Source organism: Paenibacillus sp. HGF5, from assembly GCF_000204455.1.
Classification (GTDB): Bacteria; Bacillota; Bacilli; order Paenibacillales; family Paenibacillaceae; genus Paenibacillus_AQ; species Paenibacillus_AQ lautus_A.
This window is the reverse complement of the sequence record NZ_AEXS01000055.1, coordinates 41,246-61,785: the sequence shown is the minus strand read 5'-3', so window position 1 is coordinate 61,785 and position 20,540 is coordinate 41,246. Positions and strand designations below refer to the sequence as shown.

Genomic DNA, 20,540 nt, shown 5'->3' with positions numbered 1-20,540 from the left:
CCTATAAAGTCAATGCAAAACCATAGATTGTAAGACAACTGTAAAGTCCCTGTCCCCATGGTTTACTTTTGAGAAGAATTCTCATATAATTCTTGTAACCAGGTTTCATACAATGAAACAGGAGAGGAGCTGATCGGGATGGAAGACCGCAAATTGACGGTACGCGCCGTAGAGCGGGCCCTTGATATCTTGATGTGTTTTACGAAGGATGGCGAACTTGCTCTCACGGAAATTTCTTCCCTTATCGGATTACATAAAAGCACCGTCCATCGGCTGCTAACAACGCTGGAAGACAAAGGATTCGTCGTGCGGAACAAAGAGACGGAGAAATACCGGCTCGGCTTGAAAATATGGGAGCTGTCGATGCATCTGTCCCAAAGCGACGACCCTGCCATTCGCCTTCAGCCGGCGATGGAGGCTTTGCGGGATCGGCTTGGGGAAACGGTAAGTCTGTATTTAAGGGACGGTTCGGATCGCCTTCGGATTCAAGCGGTTCAGAGCAACCAGGGGATCCGCCGGGTCGCCCAGGTCGGCGTGCGGCTGCCGCTCTCGGTGGGCGCGTCCAGCAAGGTTCTTGTGGCCTTTGCGCCTGAGGCGGACCAGGAGGAGCTGCTGAATGCGCCGGATTGGCCGGAGGCGGTCGATAAGAACGCGTACCGGCAGCAGCTGGCGGAAATACTAGAGAACGGTTACGCGATCAGCATCGAAGAGCGCGAGCCTGGAGCGGCTGCCGTATCGGTGCCGATCTTCGACCGCAGCGGCCGCGTTGCTGCCGCGTTGTCGATGTCAGGGCCAGTAACCCGCCTATCGGCCGAAACGCTTCGCGAGCATGCGCCAATCCTGATGGAAGCGGCACGGGAAATGGGAATGATGATTTAATTTATTCTATTGCCGGATCAGAGACAGCATCACTATAAGTTATTGAATGACCGGGAGGCTGAATGTGATACAGCCACCCGGAATAACACACCGTCCAAACGCTGTCCCTCTTTGGAGAAGGCTCGCCCATATAAACGATATTCCTATCAGGATGGAAAAGGACCGTCCCCCATGATCTTGGTGATCGCGGGGAACGGTCCTTTTGTCGCTGCAGCCCAGTATTTTAACAGGTAAGCGCAACTTAGGTCAGCTTCACGTTCTTTTCCTTCATTTTCTGATTAAGGATTTCTTGAAAGGTCAGGGGTTTGTCCGTCGCTTCCTCTTTCTTAGGCGCTGCCACCGGCTGCGGCCGTTGGTATTGATAATGGAGCGATGACATCGTATGTATTTTGATCATAGGTACCTTCCTCCTAAGTCTGGATTTCCGGGAATGTTTTTTACCAATTAACCTCCATGGCAACATTCGAAACGGGATTTCCAATATTCAGGAAAGAAGTACCGGAAAATAACAAAATCCCCACCATCCATGCGCGGATGATGGGGGTTTTTGACTAAGGCCAAATCACCTATAAGAATGCCTTATTGGTTCGATGCGATCATTTGACGCAGTACCGTTTGGAGGATACCTCCGTTATGGTAGTAATCCACGTCCACCATGCTGTCCAGACGAGCGATAGCTTGGAACTCGAATTGCGTTCCGTCTTCGCGCGTAGCGACAACCGTCAATTCCTGGCCTGGCTTCACGTCGTTGCTGAGGCCCAGGATATCGAATGTCTCGCGGCCGTTCAGACCAAGGCTCTTCCAGCCATGACCTTCCTGGAACTGAAGCGGAAGAACGCCCATACCCACCAGGTTGGAGCGGTGAATACGCTCGAAGCTTTCAGCCAGTACAGCTTTGACGCCGAGGAGATACGTACCTTTTGCCGCCCAGTCGCGGGAGCTTCCCGTACCGTATTCTTTACCTGCGATAACGATGAGGTTTTGTCCGCCTGCTTGATAATTCATCGAAGCATCATAGATGGACATCACTTCTTCCGTTGGCAGGTAAGTCGTAACGCCGCCTTCCGTACCTGGAGCGACCTGGTTACGGATCCGGATGTTAGCGAACGTACCGCGCATCATGACTTCGTGGTTACCGCGGCGGGAGCCGTAGGAGTTGAAGTCTTTGCGTTCCACGTTGCGATCGCTCAGATATTTGCCGGCTGGGCTGTTCGTTGCGATGTTGCCCGCTGGAGAGATGTGGTCCGTCGTAACGGAATCGCCCAAGAGAGCCAGCACGCGCGCTTCCTTGATGTCCTGGATGTCGTTCAGGCCGTTGCCCAGGCTTTCGAAGAACGGCGGGTTCTGAATGTAAGTGGATTGATCGTCCCACTCGTACAGCTCGCCTTCAGGCACAGGAATCTTGTTCCAACGCTCATTGGCGGTGAACACGTTCTCGTACTTGGCGCGGAATGCTTCAGGGCTGACGGACAGGCCGATCGCTTCGCGGATTTCCGCGCTCGTTGGCCAGATGTCCTTCAGATACACAGGCTCATTGTTCGGATCGTACCCGATCGGATCGTTCTGAAGATCGATGTTCACCGTGCCTGCCAGAGCGTATGCAACAACCAGCGGCGGCGAAGCCAGGTAGTTGGCTTTGACTTGAGCATGCACGCGACCTTCGAAGTTACGGTTACCCGACAATACGGCGGCTACCGTCATGTCGTTGTCGGCAATCGCTTCGCTCACTTCATCCGGCAATGGACCGGAGTTACCGATACAAGTTGCGCAGCCATAGCCTGCAACATAGAAGCCGAGAGCTTCAAGGTAGTGCAAGAGACCGGACTTCTCGAGGTAGTCGGTAACGACAAGGGAACCTGGAGTCAAGCTGCTCTTCACATAGCCGGGCTTTGTCAGGCCGCGTTCAACGGCTTTCTTCGCCAGGAGACCTGCGCCAAGCATAACGCTTGGGTTGGACGTGTTCGTACAGCTGGTGATGGCCGCGATAACAACGGCACCCGTTCCCATTTCACTGGTAGAGCCGTCTTTATGATTGACTTTAACGGTTTCTGCAATTTTCTCATCGCTGAGGCCGTATCCGCCCTTATCGATCGGCGTACGGATGATGTCGTTAAAGTTTTGTTTCATGCTGGTAAGCTCGATACGGTCCTGCGGACGTTTCGGTCCGGCCAAGCTCGGCACAACCGAAGCCAGGTCCAGTTCGATTACGTCGGAGAACTCAGGGTCCGGCGTATCGGCCGTACGGAACATGTTTTGCGCTTTATAGTAGTTCTCCACAAGCTCAACCTGCTCATCGGAGCGGCCCGTGTTGCGAAGATAAGCCAGCGTTTCGTCGTCAACCGGGAAGAAGCCGATCGTAGCGCCATATTCCGGAGCCATGTTGGCAACCGTTGCGCGGTCAGCCAAGCTGATGTTGGCGAGGCCTGGACCGTAGAATTCTACGAATTTGCCTACGACGCCTTTCTTCCGGAGAAGCTCGGTTACCGTGAGGGCAAGGTCAGTCGCGGTAGCGCCTTCTGCCAGGCTGCCTGTCAGCTTGAAGCCGATAACTTCAGGGGTGACAAAGTACAGCGGCTGGCCGAGCATGCCGGCTTCCGCCTCGATGCCGCCGACGCCCCAGCCCACAACGCCAAGACCATTGATCATGGTTGTATGGGAGTCCGTGCCTACGAGGGAATCAGGGAAGACCAGCGTTTCGCCGTCAACGGTCTTCGTAGCCGCAACGGAAGCCAGGTACTCCAGGTTAACCTGGTGAACGATACCTGTTCCCGGAGGAACCGCGCGGAAGTTGTTGAATGCCGTTTGAGCCCAGCGGAGGAAACGGTAACGCTCCTCGTTGCGCTCAAATTCAAGCTTCATGTTCGTTTCAAGCGCTTGGTCGGTACCAAAAGCGTCGACCATGACGGAGTGGTCGATAACGAGGTCGACCGGAACGAGCGGGTTGATCTGTTTAGGATCGCCGCCGGATTTTTTTACAGTGTCGCGCATGGCTGCAAGGTCTACGACAACGGGTACGCCGGTGAAGTCCTGCAGTACGATACGGGCAGGGATAAACGGAATTTCCTTGTTGTTGTCGCGTCCTTCGTTCCACTTGGACAAGAGTTTTACATGATCTTCAGTAATCGCGCGTCCGTCAAACTGACGAACGGCAGCTTCAAGCAGCACCCGAATGGAGAAAGGAAGCTTGGACACGCTGCCGTATCCTTGCTCTTCGAGCGCCTGCAGGCTGAAATAGCGGTAACTTTTACCGCCCACCTCTAGGTTGCGAGAGATGGAGAATTGATCCTTTGCTGGCATTGATGAACCTCCTTAAGTCATTTCATAAATCGAATAAAGACAGTTAGGGTTAAATCCTTTTCGGTTTCACTAGATGAAACCTAATTTCATAAATTGACTACTTTAAGTATAACGTTTTCAACTCCCCGCGTAAAGCATTTTTTATAGAAGAAACGCATTTCAAAAAGGTGAAAACAAGCCTGTTTTCTTACCGGAAAGCAGCCGCTGCAATCCCGTGTTTCTGCATTCTCTTGACCGAAGCTCATAGCCTGAAGATTTGCTTCATATAGTTGTGATAGGGAACGGCGTGAATGGCAAGGTTAGAGGAGGAGAGAGGATGAACAGTTTGAAGCAAGCAGAGAAGCCTTGGAAGCAAGCTCTATATATTTACGTCAATCAATATAACCAAAATCGCGTGGACTATTCCTCAGGCCTGAAAGAGCAGATTGTGGCGGACCTGAACTACCTGGTAGAGAGAGGAGAGAGGCAGTTTCGCCTGCAATCGTGGTATGCGGAGCGGGAGGCAACGCCGCTTAAGAGCGAGACCCGCGCCCGTCTTCAGCGCATACTGAGGGAAACGGAGGATGATGTGGTGGCCGATGTGCGGCTCCACAGCGTTTTTTATTATGAAAAAAGAGGGATGACGCATCGGGAAGACACGGTTGTCGGGGAACGGCTGACGCTGATTCGGGACGGGGATGCCTGGCTGATCGTCGGCATTGAACGTCTGCAGGATGAACGCCATCCTTTGCAGAGGGCCGATATTCCGGGAGCAGGGTCGGACGCGGCCGGAAGGGAGCCGTCCACTCCCTTCATGAACGGACGCGTATACGCCGCTGGCAGCAGTCCGCGATCGGGACGTTACGAACGCGAAGCCGCGGCTGCCTATGCCGACCGTTGGTGGGATTCGGGGAATCCGGAGTTTGAGGAATTCGACGTGGATTGCACGAACTATATCTCCCAGTGCCTCTTTGCAGGCAAAGCCCCAATCCACTATACTGGTAAAAGAGAAACGGGATGGTGGTACAAGGGATACGTCAACAAACGGGAGTGGTGGAGCTACAGCTGGGCGGTGTCGAACAGCTTCGCGCATTATCTGAATGCCAGTACCACGGGGCTCCGGGCCGAGCGGGTGGAGCGTCCCGAACAGCTGATGCTGGGGGACGTTATCGTGTACGACTGGGACGGCGACGGCGCGTTTCAGCACAGCACCATCGTGACGGCGTTTGACGCGGGCGGGATGCCGCTGGTTAATGCGCATACGGTGTCAAGCCGCCACCGCTATTGGGACTACCGGGATTCCTATGCTTGGAACGATAACACCGAATACCGGTTTTACCATATTCCCGATTATTTTTAAGATGACAGCATGTCATGCTGCAATACGGACAAGAGAGAGGTTAACATGGGACAGGATAAATTGACGGTTGGTTTAGTATACGGGGGGAAATCCGGCGAGCATGAGGTGTCGCTATCCACGGCATTCGCGGTCATGAACGCTTTTGATTTTGATAAATACGAGATGGTCCCGTTTTATATTTCAAAGCAGGGAACCTGGAGAATCGGCAGCAAGATGTCGGCTCCTTTCGCCCGGCAGGAGGAATTGAAGCTGGCTGAAGGGGAAGGCACGCAAACGGCGCTGAACGCCGTGTTCAGCAGACTGTACGGGGAAGAGAATCAGGCGGTCGATATTATGTTCCCGCTGCTTCACGGGACGTTTGGCGAGGACGGGACGATCCAGGGGCTGTTCGAAATGGCGGACATCCCTTACGTGGGAACCGGCGTGCTTGCATCCGCTGCCGGGATGGACAAAGTCGTCATGAAGAAGCTCTTTGCCCAGGCAGGATTGCCGCAATGCGAGTACTGCTATTTCAACCGCACCCAGTGGGAGCGGGGCCAGCATGAAGTGCTCAAGAACATCGAGGACAAACTCGGATTCCCGAGCTTCGTCAAGCCGGCTAACCTCGGCTCGAGCGTCGGGATTTCCAAGGCCAAGAACCGGGAGCAGCTGAAGGCAGCGATTGAATCCGCGCTCCGCTTCGATGACAAGATCATCGTTGAAGAGTTCGTCGATGCGCGCGAAGTGGAGGTCAGCGTGCTCGGCAATGACGAGCCGATGGCGTCCGTTCCGGGTGAAATCGTCTCTTCCAGTGAATACTATGACTACGCGGCCAAATATACGGATGGCCAGTCGCAGATGCAAATCCCGGCCGAGATCGACCCGGATACGGCGGATCGGCTGCGCGACCTGGCCATTGCCGCCTTCAAAGCGATTGAGGGCGGGGGCATTACCCGCGCCGACTTCTTTGTCCGCCGTTCGGACAACGCGATACTGATCAACGAAGTGAACACGATGCCGGGCTTCACGCCGTTCAGCATGTACCCGCTCTTGTGGCGGGAGACGGGCGTATCCTATCGCGAGCTGCTTGACCGGATGATCGAGCTGGGCCTTGAGCGGTACCATCGCAAGCAATCCCTGATTTATGAGAACCAGGCGTAAGCCGTCACAATAGGATATGAAACACCAGGGGGAGTCCGCGCTATTCATTACGGCTCCCCTTGAGTCTAATATTTTGGGATGAAAGGAAGAGACATGATATGGGATTTCAAACCGAATTCAATTCCGTTTGTAAGTTTAAAAGCGAGCAGGAGCTCTACGAGCTGCTGGAATACGGCCGCGGCAAAATGCTGAAGGATGGGCTCCGGGTGTTTCCGACGGGACAGAAGGTCATTGCCTATACGCCGGATAACCGGGCGGTGGCCATCGTCCTGATCACCGCATGCGTATCGGAGATCAACTTCCAGGGGCGGGAGGTCACTTCGGTCGAGCTGCAGCTCATCCGCAAATTGACGGATGAGGAAGCGCGCGTACAGACCGCGCTCGCGCACGAGATGTTCTTCGGAGACCATGCATGATTGTCCGTTTCGGTTATGTGGCCATGTCCACGGTCGTGCAGAATGCTTCTCCTTCCAAGACGATGACGATGAAGAGTTTCATGAAGCTGAATGACCGTGAGGCCGGCCTACACAAACTGGAGCGGATCGCGAATGAGAACCTACATAATACCCTTCGGCTTCTGAAGCATAATGCGGCTCACGATATCAAGGTATACCGCTTCTCGTCCAAGCTGATTCCGCTGGCCACGCATAACGACATGCGGGACTGGGATCCGTTCCCGGCTTTGCGGGAAGGCTTTCAGGCCATTGGGGAATTCGTGAAAAAACACGGGATGCGGGTTTCCTTCCATCCGGATCATTTCACGGTGCTGAGCACGCCGCGTCCTGAGGTATTGGTCAATTCGATCCGTGATCTGGAGTCGCACGTCCATATGCTGCAGGCGATGGAACTGCCTGCTTCCATGAAGAATAACATTCACATCGGGGGAGCTTATGGGGACAAGCCTTCGGCAGCCGCCCGATTCGTTGAACATTTCCGTGAGCTTAACCCCCACATCAAGGAACGGCTGACCCTTGAAAATGACGATAAAACCTTTACCGCCCAGGAAACGCTGGCCGTATGCCAGCAAACGGGGCTGCCGATGGTGCTGGATATCCATCACCAGTGGGTCAATAACGATGGCGAGGTGCCCTGGGAGCTGTGGCCGGATATCCTTCGCACCTGGGAGACGCCGCTTGCGCAGGCCGATTCGGACCGGGCGCAGCCGCTGCCGCCTAAGATTCATGTCTCCAGCCCCAAGAGCAAGACCGATATCCGCAGCCATGCGGACGGGGTGGATGTCGTGCCGCTGCTGGCTTTTTTAAGGAATATTGCCGGGGCTACGCCGAAAGTGGACGTCATGATTGAAGCGAAGATGAAGGACGGCGCCTTGTTTGACCTGATGAGGGATCTGGGAAATTATACGGAAGAGGGCATTACCATACTCGACGGTGCTTCCATCGAAGTGAACCCTTAACCGATAAGTTGAGCTTGTTAACACTTGCAAGTTGATGGGTTTTGGGTTACGTTGGAAGTAGCCAAACAGGGATTCCCCTTAAGATAATGACATTGGACTAAAAAGTTCGTTCTCGCCAAGCATTCAGGTGCACAGCATAGGACGGACTTTTATTGAAATAGGCGGAATTTTCGCGTGGCTGCCCTATCGGCTACCGTAATGACTGAATAGGATGTAGAGATTTCCAAGATTACTAGATTTATATAGAAAGTAGAGTGAGTGCTTTGAACGAGAATGAAAAGATTCCTTATGTTGTCAGCAGTAAGAGCTATACCGCCGTTGCGATTAATTGCGCCGCGAAAGCGGGAGAATGGATTAAGAGCAAACTGGGCACCGTCAAGCAGCTGAGCACCAAGTCTTCGGCACAGGATATCGTAACCGAGGTCGACAAAGGCGCGGAGCAGATGATCCGCAAGCTGATCCTGACGCACTTCCCGGATCATGCGATCCTGGGAGAAGAAGGGGTTGCCCCTGGTACGGATGCCTATGCGAAGGCGCTTGAGGAAGCCAAAGACGAAGAGTATCTTTGGATTATCGATCCTGTGGACGGCACGACGAACTATGTTCACGGATTTCCGTTTTACTCCGTATCCATCGCGCTGGCTCATCATGGAGAAGTGATTGTCGGCGTTATCTACGACCCTTCCCGGGACGAGTTGTTCGTGGCGGAAAAAGGCAAGGGGGCTTACGTTCACGGCAATCCAACCTATGTCTCCACGGAGGAGCAATTGTCGGACAGCTTGCTGGCCACGGGCTTCCCGCTGGACAGCAAGGTCAACCTGCCGCTCAACATGGCGGAGCTTCAGGCGCTGCTGCCGATGGTACGCAATGTAAGGGCGGGCGGTTCCGCCGCGCTTCATCTTGCTTATGTGGCGGCCGGCCGGCTGAGCGGATACTGGGAGCACGGCTTGAGTGCCTGGGACGTTGCCGCAGGCGCGCTGCTGGTTCAGGAGTCCGGCGGCAAAGTAACCGATACGGAAGGACGGCCCTACGATCTGTCGGTGCGTCATTTGGCTGCAACCAACGGGTTGATTCATCAGCGTTTTTTGGATACGCTAAAAGATGCGGGCGAGGCTTTGGTCCGCTAAACGGTCACCATCCGCAAGAGGAATGCCGTTCACTATTAACCGCTTGATAAAAGGAGTGTGCGTACGATGAATGAGAAGTCGGATCAGGATTTGGAGCGCCAGCTCAGCGAGATGTTAACGGACGGTGAAATGGAGAAGAAGGATCGGGAGAAGGAGGAGCGCAGGCTGCTCTCTCCGAAATATGAGATCCGGATTCAGACGCAGCTCGATCCCATCGTGGAGGAGACGCTCAAATACCGCAGCATGGCAAAGGAATTGGATGACCGCTATGACAAGTACATCGATAAGGCGGTTAAGAAGGATAAGCCTGAGGATTCAGGCGAAGACGTGTGATAGCGCTTGAAGGAATATCGCGGTATTGGAGCGTAACATCATCCTAGTTCGGTATCAGGAATGGACAGCATGAAACGGGCTGTCCATTTTTTTGTATAGCAATCAAGATAAGACTCTTCAAGACGGAGTCAGGATGTACGACCTTGTCCATATAGGGGGGAGGAGAAACAATGCGGGTTCAGCTGAAGGCTTCCTATTTTTTGGCAGGATTATCAGGTGTGGGTTCCATCCTGTTGTGGTGCATACTTATCATCTTTAATCCGTATACGGACGTTATGAACTGGAGTCCGGCCCTGAATACGTTCATTATGCTCTTTCTGCCAGGTTGCTTGGCGTTGATTGCGATGGTGTATTCGTACAGATTGCTGCTGCTGATGGCTTTTGGATGGTCGATACTGCCAAGCCTGTATATGGCAGGCACGCCAGGGATATTTGCTTGGTTTGGAGTTACCTCCATAGGTTATCTATTCGCTTATCTTCTCATGAAGCCGTCTCGCCCGGCTTGATTCGGTACCATTCGCCTGGTGGTGGTGGTAAAATAAGGCTGTATCAAGATATTCGAACGTTAAGGGAGTGAAGTCATGTTCAAACAATGGAAGAAGGGGCTGGCGGCAGTAACCGGCAGCTTGACGCTCGCGGTGGCGCTAGTCGGACCGGGCGTTGCGCCGGCTTATGCCGATGAGGCTGCGGCTAAGAATACATATCGTATCGTAACGCTGGGGGATTCGCTGACCGTCGGGTATGAGCCGGGAATGGATCTGAACAGCAAACCGTACGGTTTTGTTGACCGGCTGTATGAGCAAGGGCTGTTCCATGGCCGGACCGAAGTCACGAATCTGGGGATCGGCGGGTTGAAGACCGACGGGCTGAACAACTACGTCAAGGCCGTCCTGGACGAACGGGCGATCACGCCGGAGGAGCTGCAGCCGGGACTCAGCAGCATCGATCCGCGGACCAAGCAGATCGGCGCCGATGCAGCGAAAGCCAAGCCGATTATCGCCGAAGCCGATCTGATCACCATTACCATCGGCGGCAATGACATGATGAGTCTTGTCAGCACCGTGGAAACGTTAAGCGATGAGCAGCTGCAAGCCAAGATGCAGGAACTGTTCCAGATCTATAAGGACAACGTGTCATCCGTCATTACAGGCCTGCATTCCTTGAATCCGGATGCCGCGATCGTCGTGGCCGACCAGTATAATCCGGTTCCCAAAATCGCCGATGAAGTTGCATACGCAAAACTGCTTGCGGCATCCGGTGAGTTCACGAAGCTGGTGGACGGGGTGGCCGGCGGTTTTGCAACCCAGGGCGTAGACATCAAGGTAGCGCATGTCGCGAAGAAATTCGTGGGCTCCGAGCTGACGATGACCCATATCCTGAAGGATGACATCCATCCGAACCAATACGGATACGAAACGATGGCCGGCGTGTTTGCCGAGACGATCTGGGGCAGCTATCAGAAACCTCCTGTTCAAAATGAGGGGCAGCCGATGCGCATCGTCGTGAAAGGGCAGGAGCTGAATACGCCTTACAAGCCGATCCTCCGCGACAACCTGAATTACGTAGCCATACAAGATATCGTGAACGTCGTGGGGGCGACTACCAAGTGGGAGAATAAAACATCCAGCGCAACGATTACCTTCGGAGACCAGACGGTCGTGGTGAAGATCGGCGCCAAAACCGTTCAAGTCAACGGAACGACCGTACCGATCGATACGCCGGCTTTCCTGCACAAGGTAGGAAAAGAGGATAAAACCTACGTGCCGCTCGCCGTGATTGCATCCGGCCTGGGCTTTGACGTTCAGTACAGCTCCAAACTGCGTACCGCATTCATCAATTTGTAATTCCATGAGCAAGCTGCACCGGCTGGAAGGAGCCGATGCAGCTTTTTTTGTGATTTCTCCGTGACGGCCTACGAGAGCAATCCTTTTTTACCCCTCGTTATGGTCGACGGTGCGATAGAGGATCGGATGGGGATATCGTCTAGAGATTTGCACACAGGGTTGTGACGTTTTTAACATGAGATGCTCCCGGCAGGTGTTACAATACTACATCATTTCCCTTGAATGGGTGGTGTGACGTTGGCGCAGATTGGCCGCCCGCTCCGGACCGGAAAGTGGCAGATCCGTGAAATGGGCAGGGAAAGGCTTATCGAATGTCGAATCTTGGAAGAAACATAGATATGGCATTATAGGGGGATCAAGGAATGAATGGACCGATGATCATTACGTTGTCTGTTTTGGCCGTGGCATCCGTATTGTTCATGTCGGGAAAAGTGCGGTCGGATTTGGTCGCGATCGGCGTGTTGATGGTACTTATGCTAACGGACATTTTAAGTCCGGCTGAAGCCCTGTCGGGCTTTTCCAATTCGGTTGTCATCATGATGATCGGTTTGTTTGTTGTGGGGGGCGGCATTTTCCAGACCGGGCTGGCCAAGATGGCCAGCGGGAAGCTGCTGAAGCTTGGCGGGGGAAGCGAGACCCGGCTCTTGATCATGATCATCCTGGTGACGTCGCTCATCGGCGGATTCGTCAGCAATACGGGCACGGTAGCGGTGATGCTGCCCATCGTTGTCAGCCTGGCATACAGCGCGGAGATCAATCCGGGGCGGCTGCTGATGCCCCTTGCGTTTGCAAGCAGCTTGGGCGGCATGCTCACCTTGATCGGAACGCCGCCGAACCTTGTGATTCAGGAGACGCTGATTAACGCAGGGTACGAACGGTTGTCGTTTTTTGCTTTTCTGCCGATCGGCCTGGTGTGTCTGGCAACCGGGATTCTCGCGATATTGTTCCTTCGCCGTTATCTTCCCAGCAATGAAGAAGGGAGAACGGGGAACCAGGGCGGACGCTCGCTCAGGGAGCTGGCCAAGCAGTATCGGCTGACCCAGAACCTGTATCGGATTCAGGTTGGAGCCGCTTCCTCCATTCGCTCCAAGACGCTGCGGGAGCTGGATATTCCGGCACAGTTCGAAATCAACATCATTGAAATCCGCCGTAAAATGTCGGCCAAGAATCAATTCTTCAAAACGATCAATCAGGAGATCGCGGGGCCCGGGACCGTGATAGAGGAAGAGGATATTCTGTACGTGAATGGTCCATTCGAGCGGGCCTCGGAGTTTGCGGAGACATACGGGCTTGTCATGCTGGACCAGGGTGTGCCCGAGCACCGTAAACATGCCGAAGAGTCGCAGTACGCCACAAGCGACGTCGGCATTGCAGAGGTGATGCTGACGCCTTCCTCGCGTCTGATCGGCCGGCTCGTCAAGCATTCGGGATTCCGCGAGAAGTATCGGGTGAACATTCTGGGCATCCAGCGTAAAGAACAGTATTTGCTGCATCATCTGAAGGAAGAGAAAATGCGCTTTGGCGACGCGCTGCTCGTGCAGGGCACGTGGAAGGACATTGCCCTGCTGGCAGCCGAGCAGACGGATGTCGTGGTGGTGGGGCAGCCGGCAGAGGAGTCGCGCAAATTGACGATGGATCACAAAGCGCCGATCGCGGCGGGGATCATGCTGCTGATGGTGATCCTGCTCGTGACGGAATGGATTCCGGCGGTGGCCTCCGTGATGATTGCCGCGGTGTTGATGGTGGTGTTCGGCTGCGTCCGCAATATGGAGGAAGCCTATAAGACGGTCAACTGGGAGAGCATCGTCCTTATTGGAGGGATGATCCCGATGTCCATTGCCATCGAGAAGACGGGAGCCGCCACGCTGATCTCGGATATGCTGGTTCATTCCCTGGGCAGCTATGGATCGCTTGCCCTGCTGGCAGGGGTGTATTTCACCACTTCGCTGCTAACGCTGTTTATCAGCAATACCGCCTGCGCGGTATTATTCGCGCCGATTGCGTTATCGGCTGCGATCCAGATGGGAGCGAGTCCGTATCCGTTTCTGTTCGCCGTTTCGATTGGAGCGAGCATGTGTTTTGCGTCCCCGTTCTCCACGCCGCCGAACGCGCTCGTCATGTCGGCAGGACGTTATAAATTCAGTCATTACGTGAAGGTCGGCCTGCCGCTTCAACTGACGATCGGGCTCGTCATGATGGCGGTACTGCCGCTGTTCTTTCCGTTTTAAAAGGGAACCGGCACCTAACACCCGCATGTTCAATCCGATGAGGATCGCGCATGCGGGTGTTATTCCATTTTGAGGGTAGATAGCGTGAAGTCGGGCAGTCAATACTCCCCACACCTCGACAGATCGACTCCCGCCAGAGGCTCCTGCCCCTTTTGCAGGAAATCGCCTGCCGCAGGGCTAATACATCCACTTAGGACATCCTGCCTAATCGTAAAAATGCGCATCATTTCCGTAGAAATGACTACGCTGATCCCACTGGATTGTTGCTATGCTTGAGAAAGCCGGAGGTGCAAGGGCCGATGAAGAACCGCTTCAAAAATCCGCTGGGCCGCATGAACATCAAACAGCAGATGATTCTGCTGTTCCTGGTGCTGGTCATTCCGTTATTCGGGCTGAACGCCTACGGGAATTCCATGGCCGGTCAAATCCTGAAGCGCCATGTGACCAATGCTTATATCGAACTGAACAAACAAAATTTCAAGCTGATTAACCGGGACATTGAAACCGTTAACAAAGTAACCTCCACGGTCATCCAGAACTCGCAGATCCAGCAGCTGGATCCCTTTGCCGAGGTTACCGTACTGGAACGCGTCAAAAATTACGAGCGGCTCGAAAAGATGCTGATTTCCTTCTCCCAAGAGACGGACGAGCGTGAACCGGTCTATTACTCGCTTTATGTGTACGACCCGGACAACAGCTACTTCTTTGCCCCGTATTACCCTGACCGCAGAAAAGCAGGGGTATATTTTTTCTCCGACGAGAAGGAGAAGCCCGCTTGGTTCGATGAAGCCGTGGCGATGAAGGGGAACGGATACCTGAGGCGCATGGCCAATCTGTCGCCGCCGGTGCAAGGGCGCCAGGATCAAGAGACTTTAAGCTATGTGCGGGCCGTTAACAATATCTATCGGGGCGGTACCATCGGCGTACTGCTGGTCACCAATTTGGACGCGCGGATCGGCGAGTCGTTATCGACGGTCTCGATTCCCGATGGGGAGCTGTATTTTACGGATTGGGACGATAATATCCTGACCTCGTCGGTACAGGGCATGGCGGGCAAGCTGGAATTGCCGCCCGAAGCGGATCCGGGCCATTCCACGATCGGCGTCATGGACGTGATTACGTCGGATTTCATCTATGTCATCGATTACAATTACGTGCTCCAGCAGAAGCTGGTCTACAAGGTGCCCGTCAAAACGCTGCTTGCCCAGCAAAGCGAGATGAAGCGCGTCATACAGGTCATTTCCGTCGCTTATTTTGCCGTGGGCCTCATTATCGTCTTTTACTTCTGGCAGTCGCTGATGACGCCGCTCCAGAAGCTGGCGCATTTCGTGAGGAGGTACGAACCGGGAAACGTCGTGCCGGAAACCCCCTATCGGCGCAGAAAAGACGAAGTCAGCGTCCTGATCTCCACGATCTATGACATGGCCCGCCGACTGAATGACCTGATCCATTACAAATACAATATGGATTTGAAGCAGAAGGAAGCGCAGCTGCAGCTGCTCTATCAGCAGATCAATCCCCACTTGCTGTACAACACCCTGGAGAGCATTTACTGGAAGAGCACGATGGAGGGCAATACCGAGTCCGCCGAAATGATCAAGGATTTATCCAAATTGATGAAGATCAGTCTCAGCCGGGGCCGGGATCTTATCACGCTTGGGGAAGAGCTTGAGCATGCGGGGGCTTATATGAATCTCCAGCTGAATCGTTACGATTATCAGTTTACGATCCGATGGGACGTTCCCGAGGCATTGCTGGCGAACCATGTGCCGAAGATCACGCTGCAGCCGCTGCTGGAGAACGCGATCATTCATGGCATTAAAAATATGGGCGAGGACGGAATGATCCGCGTATCGGGTCATCTGGAGGGTGATCGATGCCGGATCGTCATAGAAGATAACGGCTTCCGCCCCGTGAACTACGAATCCATCCGCCGGCTGCTCCATGATGATGCACCCGATCATTCGCTGGGCTACGGCATCCGCAATATCCAGGAGCGGATCCGGCTGCATTTCGGCAGCCGCTACGGGCTGCAGTATGAACCCGGGGAAGAAGGGGGAACCCGCGTGACGATCACGATACCGCGAACAGAAGCAGCAACCATTACATCAACCGGACAGGAGGTTTCCTGATGTACAACATTTTGGTGGTAGATGACGAACCTTTGATATGCAAGGGCTTGGCAGGGCTGTTAACGTCCTCGGGCCTTGCCATCGATGGCATAACCATGGCCTACAGCGGGCAGGAAGCGCTGGACTACATACGGATGGGAGATATCGACCTGCTGGTCACCGATATCCAGATGGGCGAGATGAACGGCATTGAGCTGATGCAGCAGGCGAAGATCGTGAAGCCTTGGGTACAGACGATCATAATTTCAGCCCATGAAACATTTCAATATGCGCAGCGGGCGCTTCAGCTCGGAGCCAAGGATTATTTGATCAAACCGCTGAACAGCGAGCAGTTTCTGGATTCGGTCCGCAGCGTGCTGCTTAAGATGGACCGGCCGGCGCCCCAGGTCGAGCCGCTTCTCATGGCCGATAATGAGCATTTCCGGATGGAGGAGCCGCCGTCCGAAAGAATAGAGCGGCTGAACGAGCGGCTCTCCATGGAGCCGGATCCATCGGCCACTGCCGGTCCCGACGAGTCGGAGCTGGGCCTGGTCGGCCCCTATTTTGCCGTCATCAAAATGAAACTGGGCCTGGCGGAAGAGCGCAGCGCTTCTTTTTCCAGTCATGATATACACCTGATTCAATATGCCGCGCTGAATATCGCCAAGGAGCTGCTGGAACAGGAGCCGCACACCTTGGTGTTCTATTCGCCGGAACGGGACGTCAACATCATCCTTCAATGGAGCGAACAGGAAATGGAGGAGAACGCCAGCGGGAAAATCCACCATCTGGAGATGATCGGCCGGAGTCTGCACCACCATGTGGAGCTGCACCTGAAACGGAGCTGTACCGTGGGCATCAGCCAAATATTGAGGGGACGGGAATTCTTGAGTGTGCTCAGCCGACAGGCGGACAAAGCGATGCTGTGGAGCGAGCAGCTGCATGATTTCCATGTCTTTTATTACGGGGATTTCAATTGGCACAATTATGCCCAGGAAACGTCGCAGGAGGTGCTGTCGAGCCAGAGCAACCGGATCGTGGAGAATACGAGGCAATATATCGATGAGCATTACCGCCAGAAGGGATTGACCATTCACGATGTAGCGAAGAACAATCACGTGAGCCCCAACTATTTGAGTTACCTGTTCAAAAAATATACCGGCAGCAGCCTGTGGGAGTATGTGGTGAAGCTGCGAATGGAGGAGAGCAGGGCATTGATCCTGCACACGGATCTCCGCCGGTACGAGATAGCCGAGCGGGTGGGTTATGAATCCCCGGAGCATTTCAGCAAAATCTTCAAAAAATACTACGGCGTAAGCCCAAGCGAGCTAAAGAAGTAAGATCCGTCATACTTCACATAGTTTTAGACATGTTCGAAGGCTCCCCGGCTTTTTTACAATAAAAGCTAGACATTGAATAAAGGAATGAGGGAGTCGGATGGAAGAAACGATCATGTCACAAGGCCAGGCTCTGATCGAGCACGGCCGCCCCGCCCGGAAGGAGCATAAGCGCAAGCCGCTGTGGAGGAAGTATGTAGGGGGGTATTTGTTCCTTGTCCCGGCCATCGCGATTTTTATCGTCTTTTTATGGGTGCCGATCTTCAAAGGGATCTTTTACAGCTTTTTTCACATCGATTTCGTAAAAGGCAACACCTTCGTCGGGTTCGATAATTATGCCAAGGTTCTTAGCAATCCCGACCTGCTGCTATCGGTCAGGAATACCTTGTATTTCATGCTGTTAACGCTTGTCATCGGCTTTTGGGTGCCCATCGCCGCATCCATTGCCATCTCGGAGCTGAAGCTGTTCCAGGGGTTCGCCCGGATTGCCGCGTATCTCCCGTTTGTCGTGCCCGGGGTCGTGCTCTACGGCATGTGGCGATGGATGTACGATCCGGTGGGTCCGATCAATGCGTTGTTCGGCTTCTTCGGGGCAGATCCGGTGTCGTTCATATCGGATAGCCGCTTCTCGATGGTATCGCTGGTCGTCATGGAGACATGGCAGCAATTCGGCTCGGCGATGCTGATCTATCTGGCCGGGGTGCTGAGCATCCCGAAGGATTGGTATGAAGCCGCCGAAATCGACGGTGCCGGCGTGTGGGCCCGGATTAAATACATCACGCTTCCCTCGATGCGCAATCTGATTGTGCTCATGCTGATTCTGCAGCTGATCGGTACGTCACAGGCGTATCAATCGCAGCTGGCGATGCTGGACGGCGGACCGAACAAGGCCACGCTCACCTATGCGCTCCTGACCGTAAAATATGCGTTTAACCAGCTGGATTACGGGGCCGGAACCGCGATGGGCATCTTGATGTTCCTTGTGCTGAGTTTGCTGGGCATCCTGCAATTCAAGATGAACAGGGAGGAGTACTAGGATGAAAGAGAGAGGCATTCTGTCCGCTTCGGATTTGAGAAAACCGTGGAATAAGGCGGTTTACGGGTTTATGGTGCTGTGCATTGCCGTGATGACCTTCACGATGCTGTACCCGATCGGCATGACGATGTTCAACGGATTGAAGAGCAATCAGGAAATCAACACGTTTCCGCCGCGCTTTTTTCCTTCGGAATGGCATTGGGAGAACTTTTCGAAGGGGTGGGCATACATCGATCTGCCGATGTTTCTGAAGAATACGCTGCTGATTTTCGGCGGTAATCTGCTGGTCACGATTTTGGTGCTGGGCATGGCGGCCTTCAGCATTTCCCGCATCCGGGTTCCGTATCACCGGGCCATCTATTTCTTCATTCTGATGACCTTGTTCATCCCGGCGTCGAGTTACATGATTCCGAATTTCGTCAATTTGAAGGAGCTCGGCCTGCTGAATTCCTACTGGGCCTTCTGGCTGCCGGCCGGAGCGAACGCGTACTTCTTCCTGCTGATCAAAAACTTCTTCGACGGCATTCACCCGGAGATCTTTGAGGCGGCGCGCATCGACGGCGCTTCGGAGATGAGCAGCTTCCTGCGGATCGCCATACCGTTATCCGTTCCGATCTTCGCGACGCTGGCGATATTTACATTCTCCACGGCATGGAACGACTGGTTCTGGCCGTCGCTCGTCATGCAGACCCAGGACAAATATACGCTGGCTACGGCCATTTACAAGTATGTCATCAACGCAAGGAGCCTGGACAGCAGCGTTAAATTTTCGATCCTGTTCATGGTGATGGTGCCGCCGATCTTCGTATTCCTGGCGTTCCAGAAATTCATCATGCGCAGCGTCAGCCTCTCGGCCGTCAAAGGGTAGGGCAGCAGCGGTACACATCGTAGCCCTGCACACGATCGTCATATGAATGCACATCGTCCTTTCCGGATTTGGCTTTTATGATGGAGAGAGGAAAGAACATCATTATTCAATAAGGAAAAGGGGAGTATCCATGCGCAAGTTCTCAGCATTACTGATCTGCCTTATGCTGTTCAGCTCCTTGCTCGCCGCATGCGGCGGCGGCAAAGCGGCGCCGGAGGTCACGAATAAAGAGGGAGGCACCGCCAATTCGGGCGGGACGGCCACGACGCAGACGGAGGAGCCGAAGGAGGATATCGCGGATCAAAAGATCACGATCAAGATTCACTATCCGCTGCCGGATGATACAACGCTGCGTCAGCAGGAGGATGATAAAATCGCCCGCTTCCAGGCGAAATATCCGAACGTGACCATCGTGAAGGACGACTGGCAGTACAGCGTCAACGAAATTGGGGTGAAGATGGCTTCGAACGAAGCGCCGACATTTTATAACACTTGGGCCACGGAAGCACAGCTGCTCGTGGAGCGGGGCTGGGTGGCCGACATTACGGAGTTCTGGAACGAATGGGAGTACAAGGACGACATGAATCCCGTGCTGCAGGATCAATTCATCGTGGACGGCAAGGTGTACGGCGTTACGCAGAACGGTTATATCACGTCTACGATCGTGAACAAGAAGCTGCTGGACGCGAAGGGCGTGCCCGTACCGCCGATGGATTGGACATGGGACGACATGTACAATACGGCGAAAGGCGCAGCGGACCCCAAGGCCGGCATCTCCGGAATCGCGCCGATGGGCAAGGGCAATGAAGCAGGCTGGAACTGGACCAACTTCCTGTTCGAAGCCGGCGGGGATATCGAAGTGAACGAGGACGGCAAAGTGAAAGCGGTGTTTAACTCGGAAGCCGGCGTGAAGGCGCTGGATTTCTACAAGAAGCTGAGATGGGAAGCAAACGCCATTCCGCAGGACTGGGCCCTCGGATGGGGCGATGCCGTCAGCTCGTTCCAGCAAGGACGGACGGCGATGGTCATTGCAGGCGCATTTGACGTGATCCAGCCGGCATTGAACGAGGGCGGCATGAAGCCTGAGGACGTGCTTGCGTATCCGATGCCTGCGATGGAGAAAGGCGGAGCGCACCACGGCATTTTGGGCGGCAACTATTTGGTCATCAATCCGAATGCCACGAAGGAAGAACAGGAAATGGCATTCCGCTATATCACGTTTGATTATTTTACGGATGATGCGCTGAAATCGGTGGAAGATACGATCAATGCCCGCAAGGCCGAGGGCAAATATTTTGTACCGACGCCGCTGGAATATTTCAGCGACGATTCGGAGTATGCGGCGAAGGTGAGGGCGATCTACGATAAGTACGACAACGTCTATGAATACGATCCGCAGCTCTTCAGCCTGTTGGAAGGAAAGCCTGAAGCGCAATTCGGCACGCAGGATTACTATGCGGCAATGTCCAACGTGGTGCAGGAATCGTTCTCGAAGGAAGGCACGGACTCCAAGAAGCAGCTGGACGAAACGGCCAAGCTGGTTCAGGAGAATTTCTTTGATAAGATCAAGCAGAAGTAGGAGTGCGG

At 54.1% G+C, this 20,540-nt stretch carries 17 protein-coding genes; 15 read left to right on the top strand and 2 right to left on the bottom strand.

Going from position 1 to position 20,540, the window contains the following annotated elements; all coding sequences use genetic code 11:
- Positions 1 to 138: 138 nt before the first annotated feature.
- Positions 139 to 879 carry an IclR family transcriptional regulator gene (locus tag HMPREF9412_RS08945; protein ID WP_009591105.1) on the top strand — a complete coding sequence of 247 codons (741 nt, stop codon included), beginning with the start codon at positions 139 to 141 and terminating at the stop codon, positions 877 to 879.
- Positions 880 to 1,120: 241 nt separating this feature from the next.
- Here HMPREF9412_RS08945 and HMPREF9412_RS32860 read toward each other — a convergent pair whose 3' ends face one another.
- Positions 1,121 to 1,276 carry a hypothetical protein gene (locus HMPREF9412_RS32860; protein ID WP_009591125.1) on the bottom strand — a complete coding sequence of 52 codons (156 nt, stop codon included), beginning with the start codon at positions 1,274 to 1,276 and terminating at the stop codon, positions 1,121 to 1,123.
- A gap of 182 nt (positions 1,277 to 1,458) precedes the next feature.
- Complete coding sequence (acnA, locus tag HMPREF9412_RS08940) at positions 1,459 to 4,176, bottom strand: aconitate hydratase AcnA (protein ID WP_009591082.1); 2,718 nt, start codon at positions 4,174 to 4,176, stop codon at positions 1,459 to 1,461.
- Positions 4,177 to 4,492: 316 nt separating this feature from the next.
- Here acnA and HMPREF9412_RS08935 point away from each other — a divergent pair, with 316 nt between their 5' ends.
- The 14 genes from HMPREF9412_RS08935 (at position 4,493) to HMPREF9412_RS08870 (ending at position 20,532) form a co-directional block, all read left to right on the top strand.
- Entirely contained in the window at positions 4,493 to 5,515 is a 1,023-nt protein-coding gene (locus HMPREF9412_RS08935; protein ID WP_009591119.1) for an amidase domain-containing protein, read from the top strand.
- Positions 5,516 to 5,560: 45 nt separating this feature from the next.
- Positions 5,561 to 6,655: a D-alanine--D-alanine ligase gene (locus tag HMPREF9412_RS08930; RefSeq protein ID WP_009591110.1), complete on the top strand. Its 1,095-nt coding sequence runs from the start codon at positions 5,561 to 5,563 to the stop codon at positions 6,653 to 6,655.
- A gap of 98 nt (positions 6,656 to 6,753) precedes the next feature.
- On the top strand, positions 6,754 to 7,071 hold the full coding sequence (locus HMPREF9412_RS08925; protein WP_009591113.1) for a hypothetical protein: 318 nt from the start codon (positions 6,754 to 6,756) through the stop codon (positions 7,069 to 7,071).
- On the top strand, positions 7,068 to 8,069 hold the full coding sequence (uvsE, locus tag HMPREF9412_RS08920) for a UV DNA damage repair endonuclease UvsE (protein ID WP_009591122.1): 1,002 nt from the start codon (positions 7,068 to 7,070) through the stop codon (positions 8,067 to 8,069). Before HMPREF9412_RS08925 ends, uvsE begins: the two co-directional genes overlap by 4 nt.
- A 263-nt stretch (positions 8,070 to 8,332) precedes the next feature.
- Positions 8,333 to 9,196: an inositol monophosphatase family protein gene (locus HMPREF9412_RS08915; RefSeq protein ID WP_036671729.1), complete on the top strand. Its 864-nt coding sequence runs from the start codon at positions 8,333 to 8,335 to the stop codon at positions 9,194 to 9,196.
- Positions 9,197 to 9,262: 66 nt separating this feature from the next.
- Positions 9,263 to 9,529: a hypothetical protein gene (locus HMPREF9412_RS08910; protein ID WP_009591085.1), complete on the top strand. Its 267-nt coding sequence runs from the start codon at positions 9,263 to 9,265 to the stop codon at positions 9,527 to 9,529.
- A gap of 170 nt (positions 9,530 to 9,699) precedes the next feature.
- Entirely contained in the window at positions 9,700 to 10,035 is a 336-nt protein-coding gene (locus HMPREF9412_RS08905; protein WP_009591102.1) for a hypothetical protein, read from the top strand.
- A 75-nt stretch (positions 10,036 to 10,110) separates the two neighbouring features.
- Positions 10,111 to 11,373 (top strand): stalk domain-containing protein, encoded by a 1,263-nt coding sequence (locus tag HMPREF9412_RS08900; protein WP_009591106.1) that lies wholly within the window; start codon positions 10,111 to 10,113, stop codon positions 11,371 to 11,373.
- A 362-nt stretch (positions 11,374 to 11,735) separates the two neighbouring features.
- Positions 11,736 to 13,601, top strand: coding sequence for an SLC13 family permease (locus HMPREF9412_RS08895; protein WP_009591100.1), 1,866 nt, complete (start codon positions 11,736 to 11,738; stop codon positions 13,599 to 13,601).
- Positions 13,602 to 13,900: 299 nt separating this feature from the next.
- Entirely contained in the window at positions 13,901 to 15,733 is a 1,833-nt protein-coding gene (locus tag HMPREF9412_RS08890; RefSeq protein WP_009591094.1) for a sensor histidine kinase, read from the top strand.
- A complete protein-coding gene (locus tag HMPREF9412_RS08885; RefSeq protein ID WP_009591093.1) occupies positions 15,733 to 17,052 on the top strand; it encodes a response regulator in 1,320 nt (439 codons plus the stop codon). The genes HMPREF9412_RS08890 and HMPREF9412_RS08885 overlap by 1 nt, the downstream gene beginning before the upstream one ends.
- A gap of 97 nt (positions 17,053 to 17,149) precedes the next feature.
- Positions 17,150 to 18,085: a carbohydrate ABC transporter permease gene (locus HMPREF9412_RS08880; RefSeq protein ID WP_009591120.1), complete on the top strand. Its 936-nt coding sequence runs from the start codon at positions 17,150 to 17,152 to the stop codon at positions 18,083 to 18,085.
- Position 18,086: 1 nt separating this feature from the next.
- Positions 18,087 to 18,953, top strand: coding sequence for a carbohydrate ABC transporter permease (locus HMPREF9412_RS08875; protein WP_009591127.1), 867 nt, complete (start codon positions 18,087 to 18,089; stop codon positions 18,951 to 18,953).
- Positions 18,954 to 19,083: 130 nt separating this feature from the next.
- Positions 19,084 to 20,532: an ABC transporter substrate-binding protein gene (locus tag HMPREF9412_RS08870; RefSeq protein WP_009591104.1), complete on the top strand. Its 1,449-nt coding sequence runs from the start codon at positions 19,084 to 19,086 to the stop codon at positions 20,530 to 20,532.
- Positions 20,533 to 20,540: the final 8 nt, after the last annotated feature.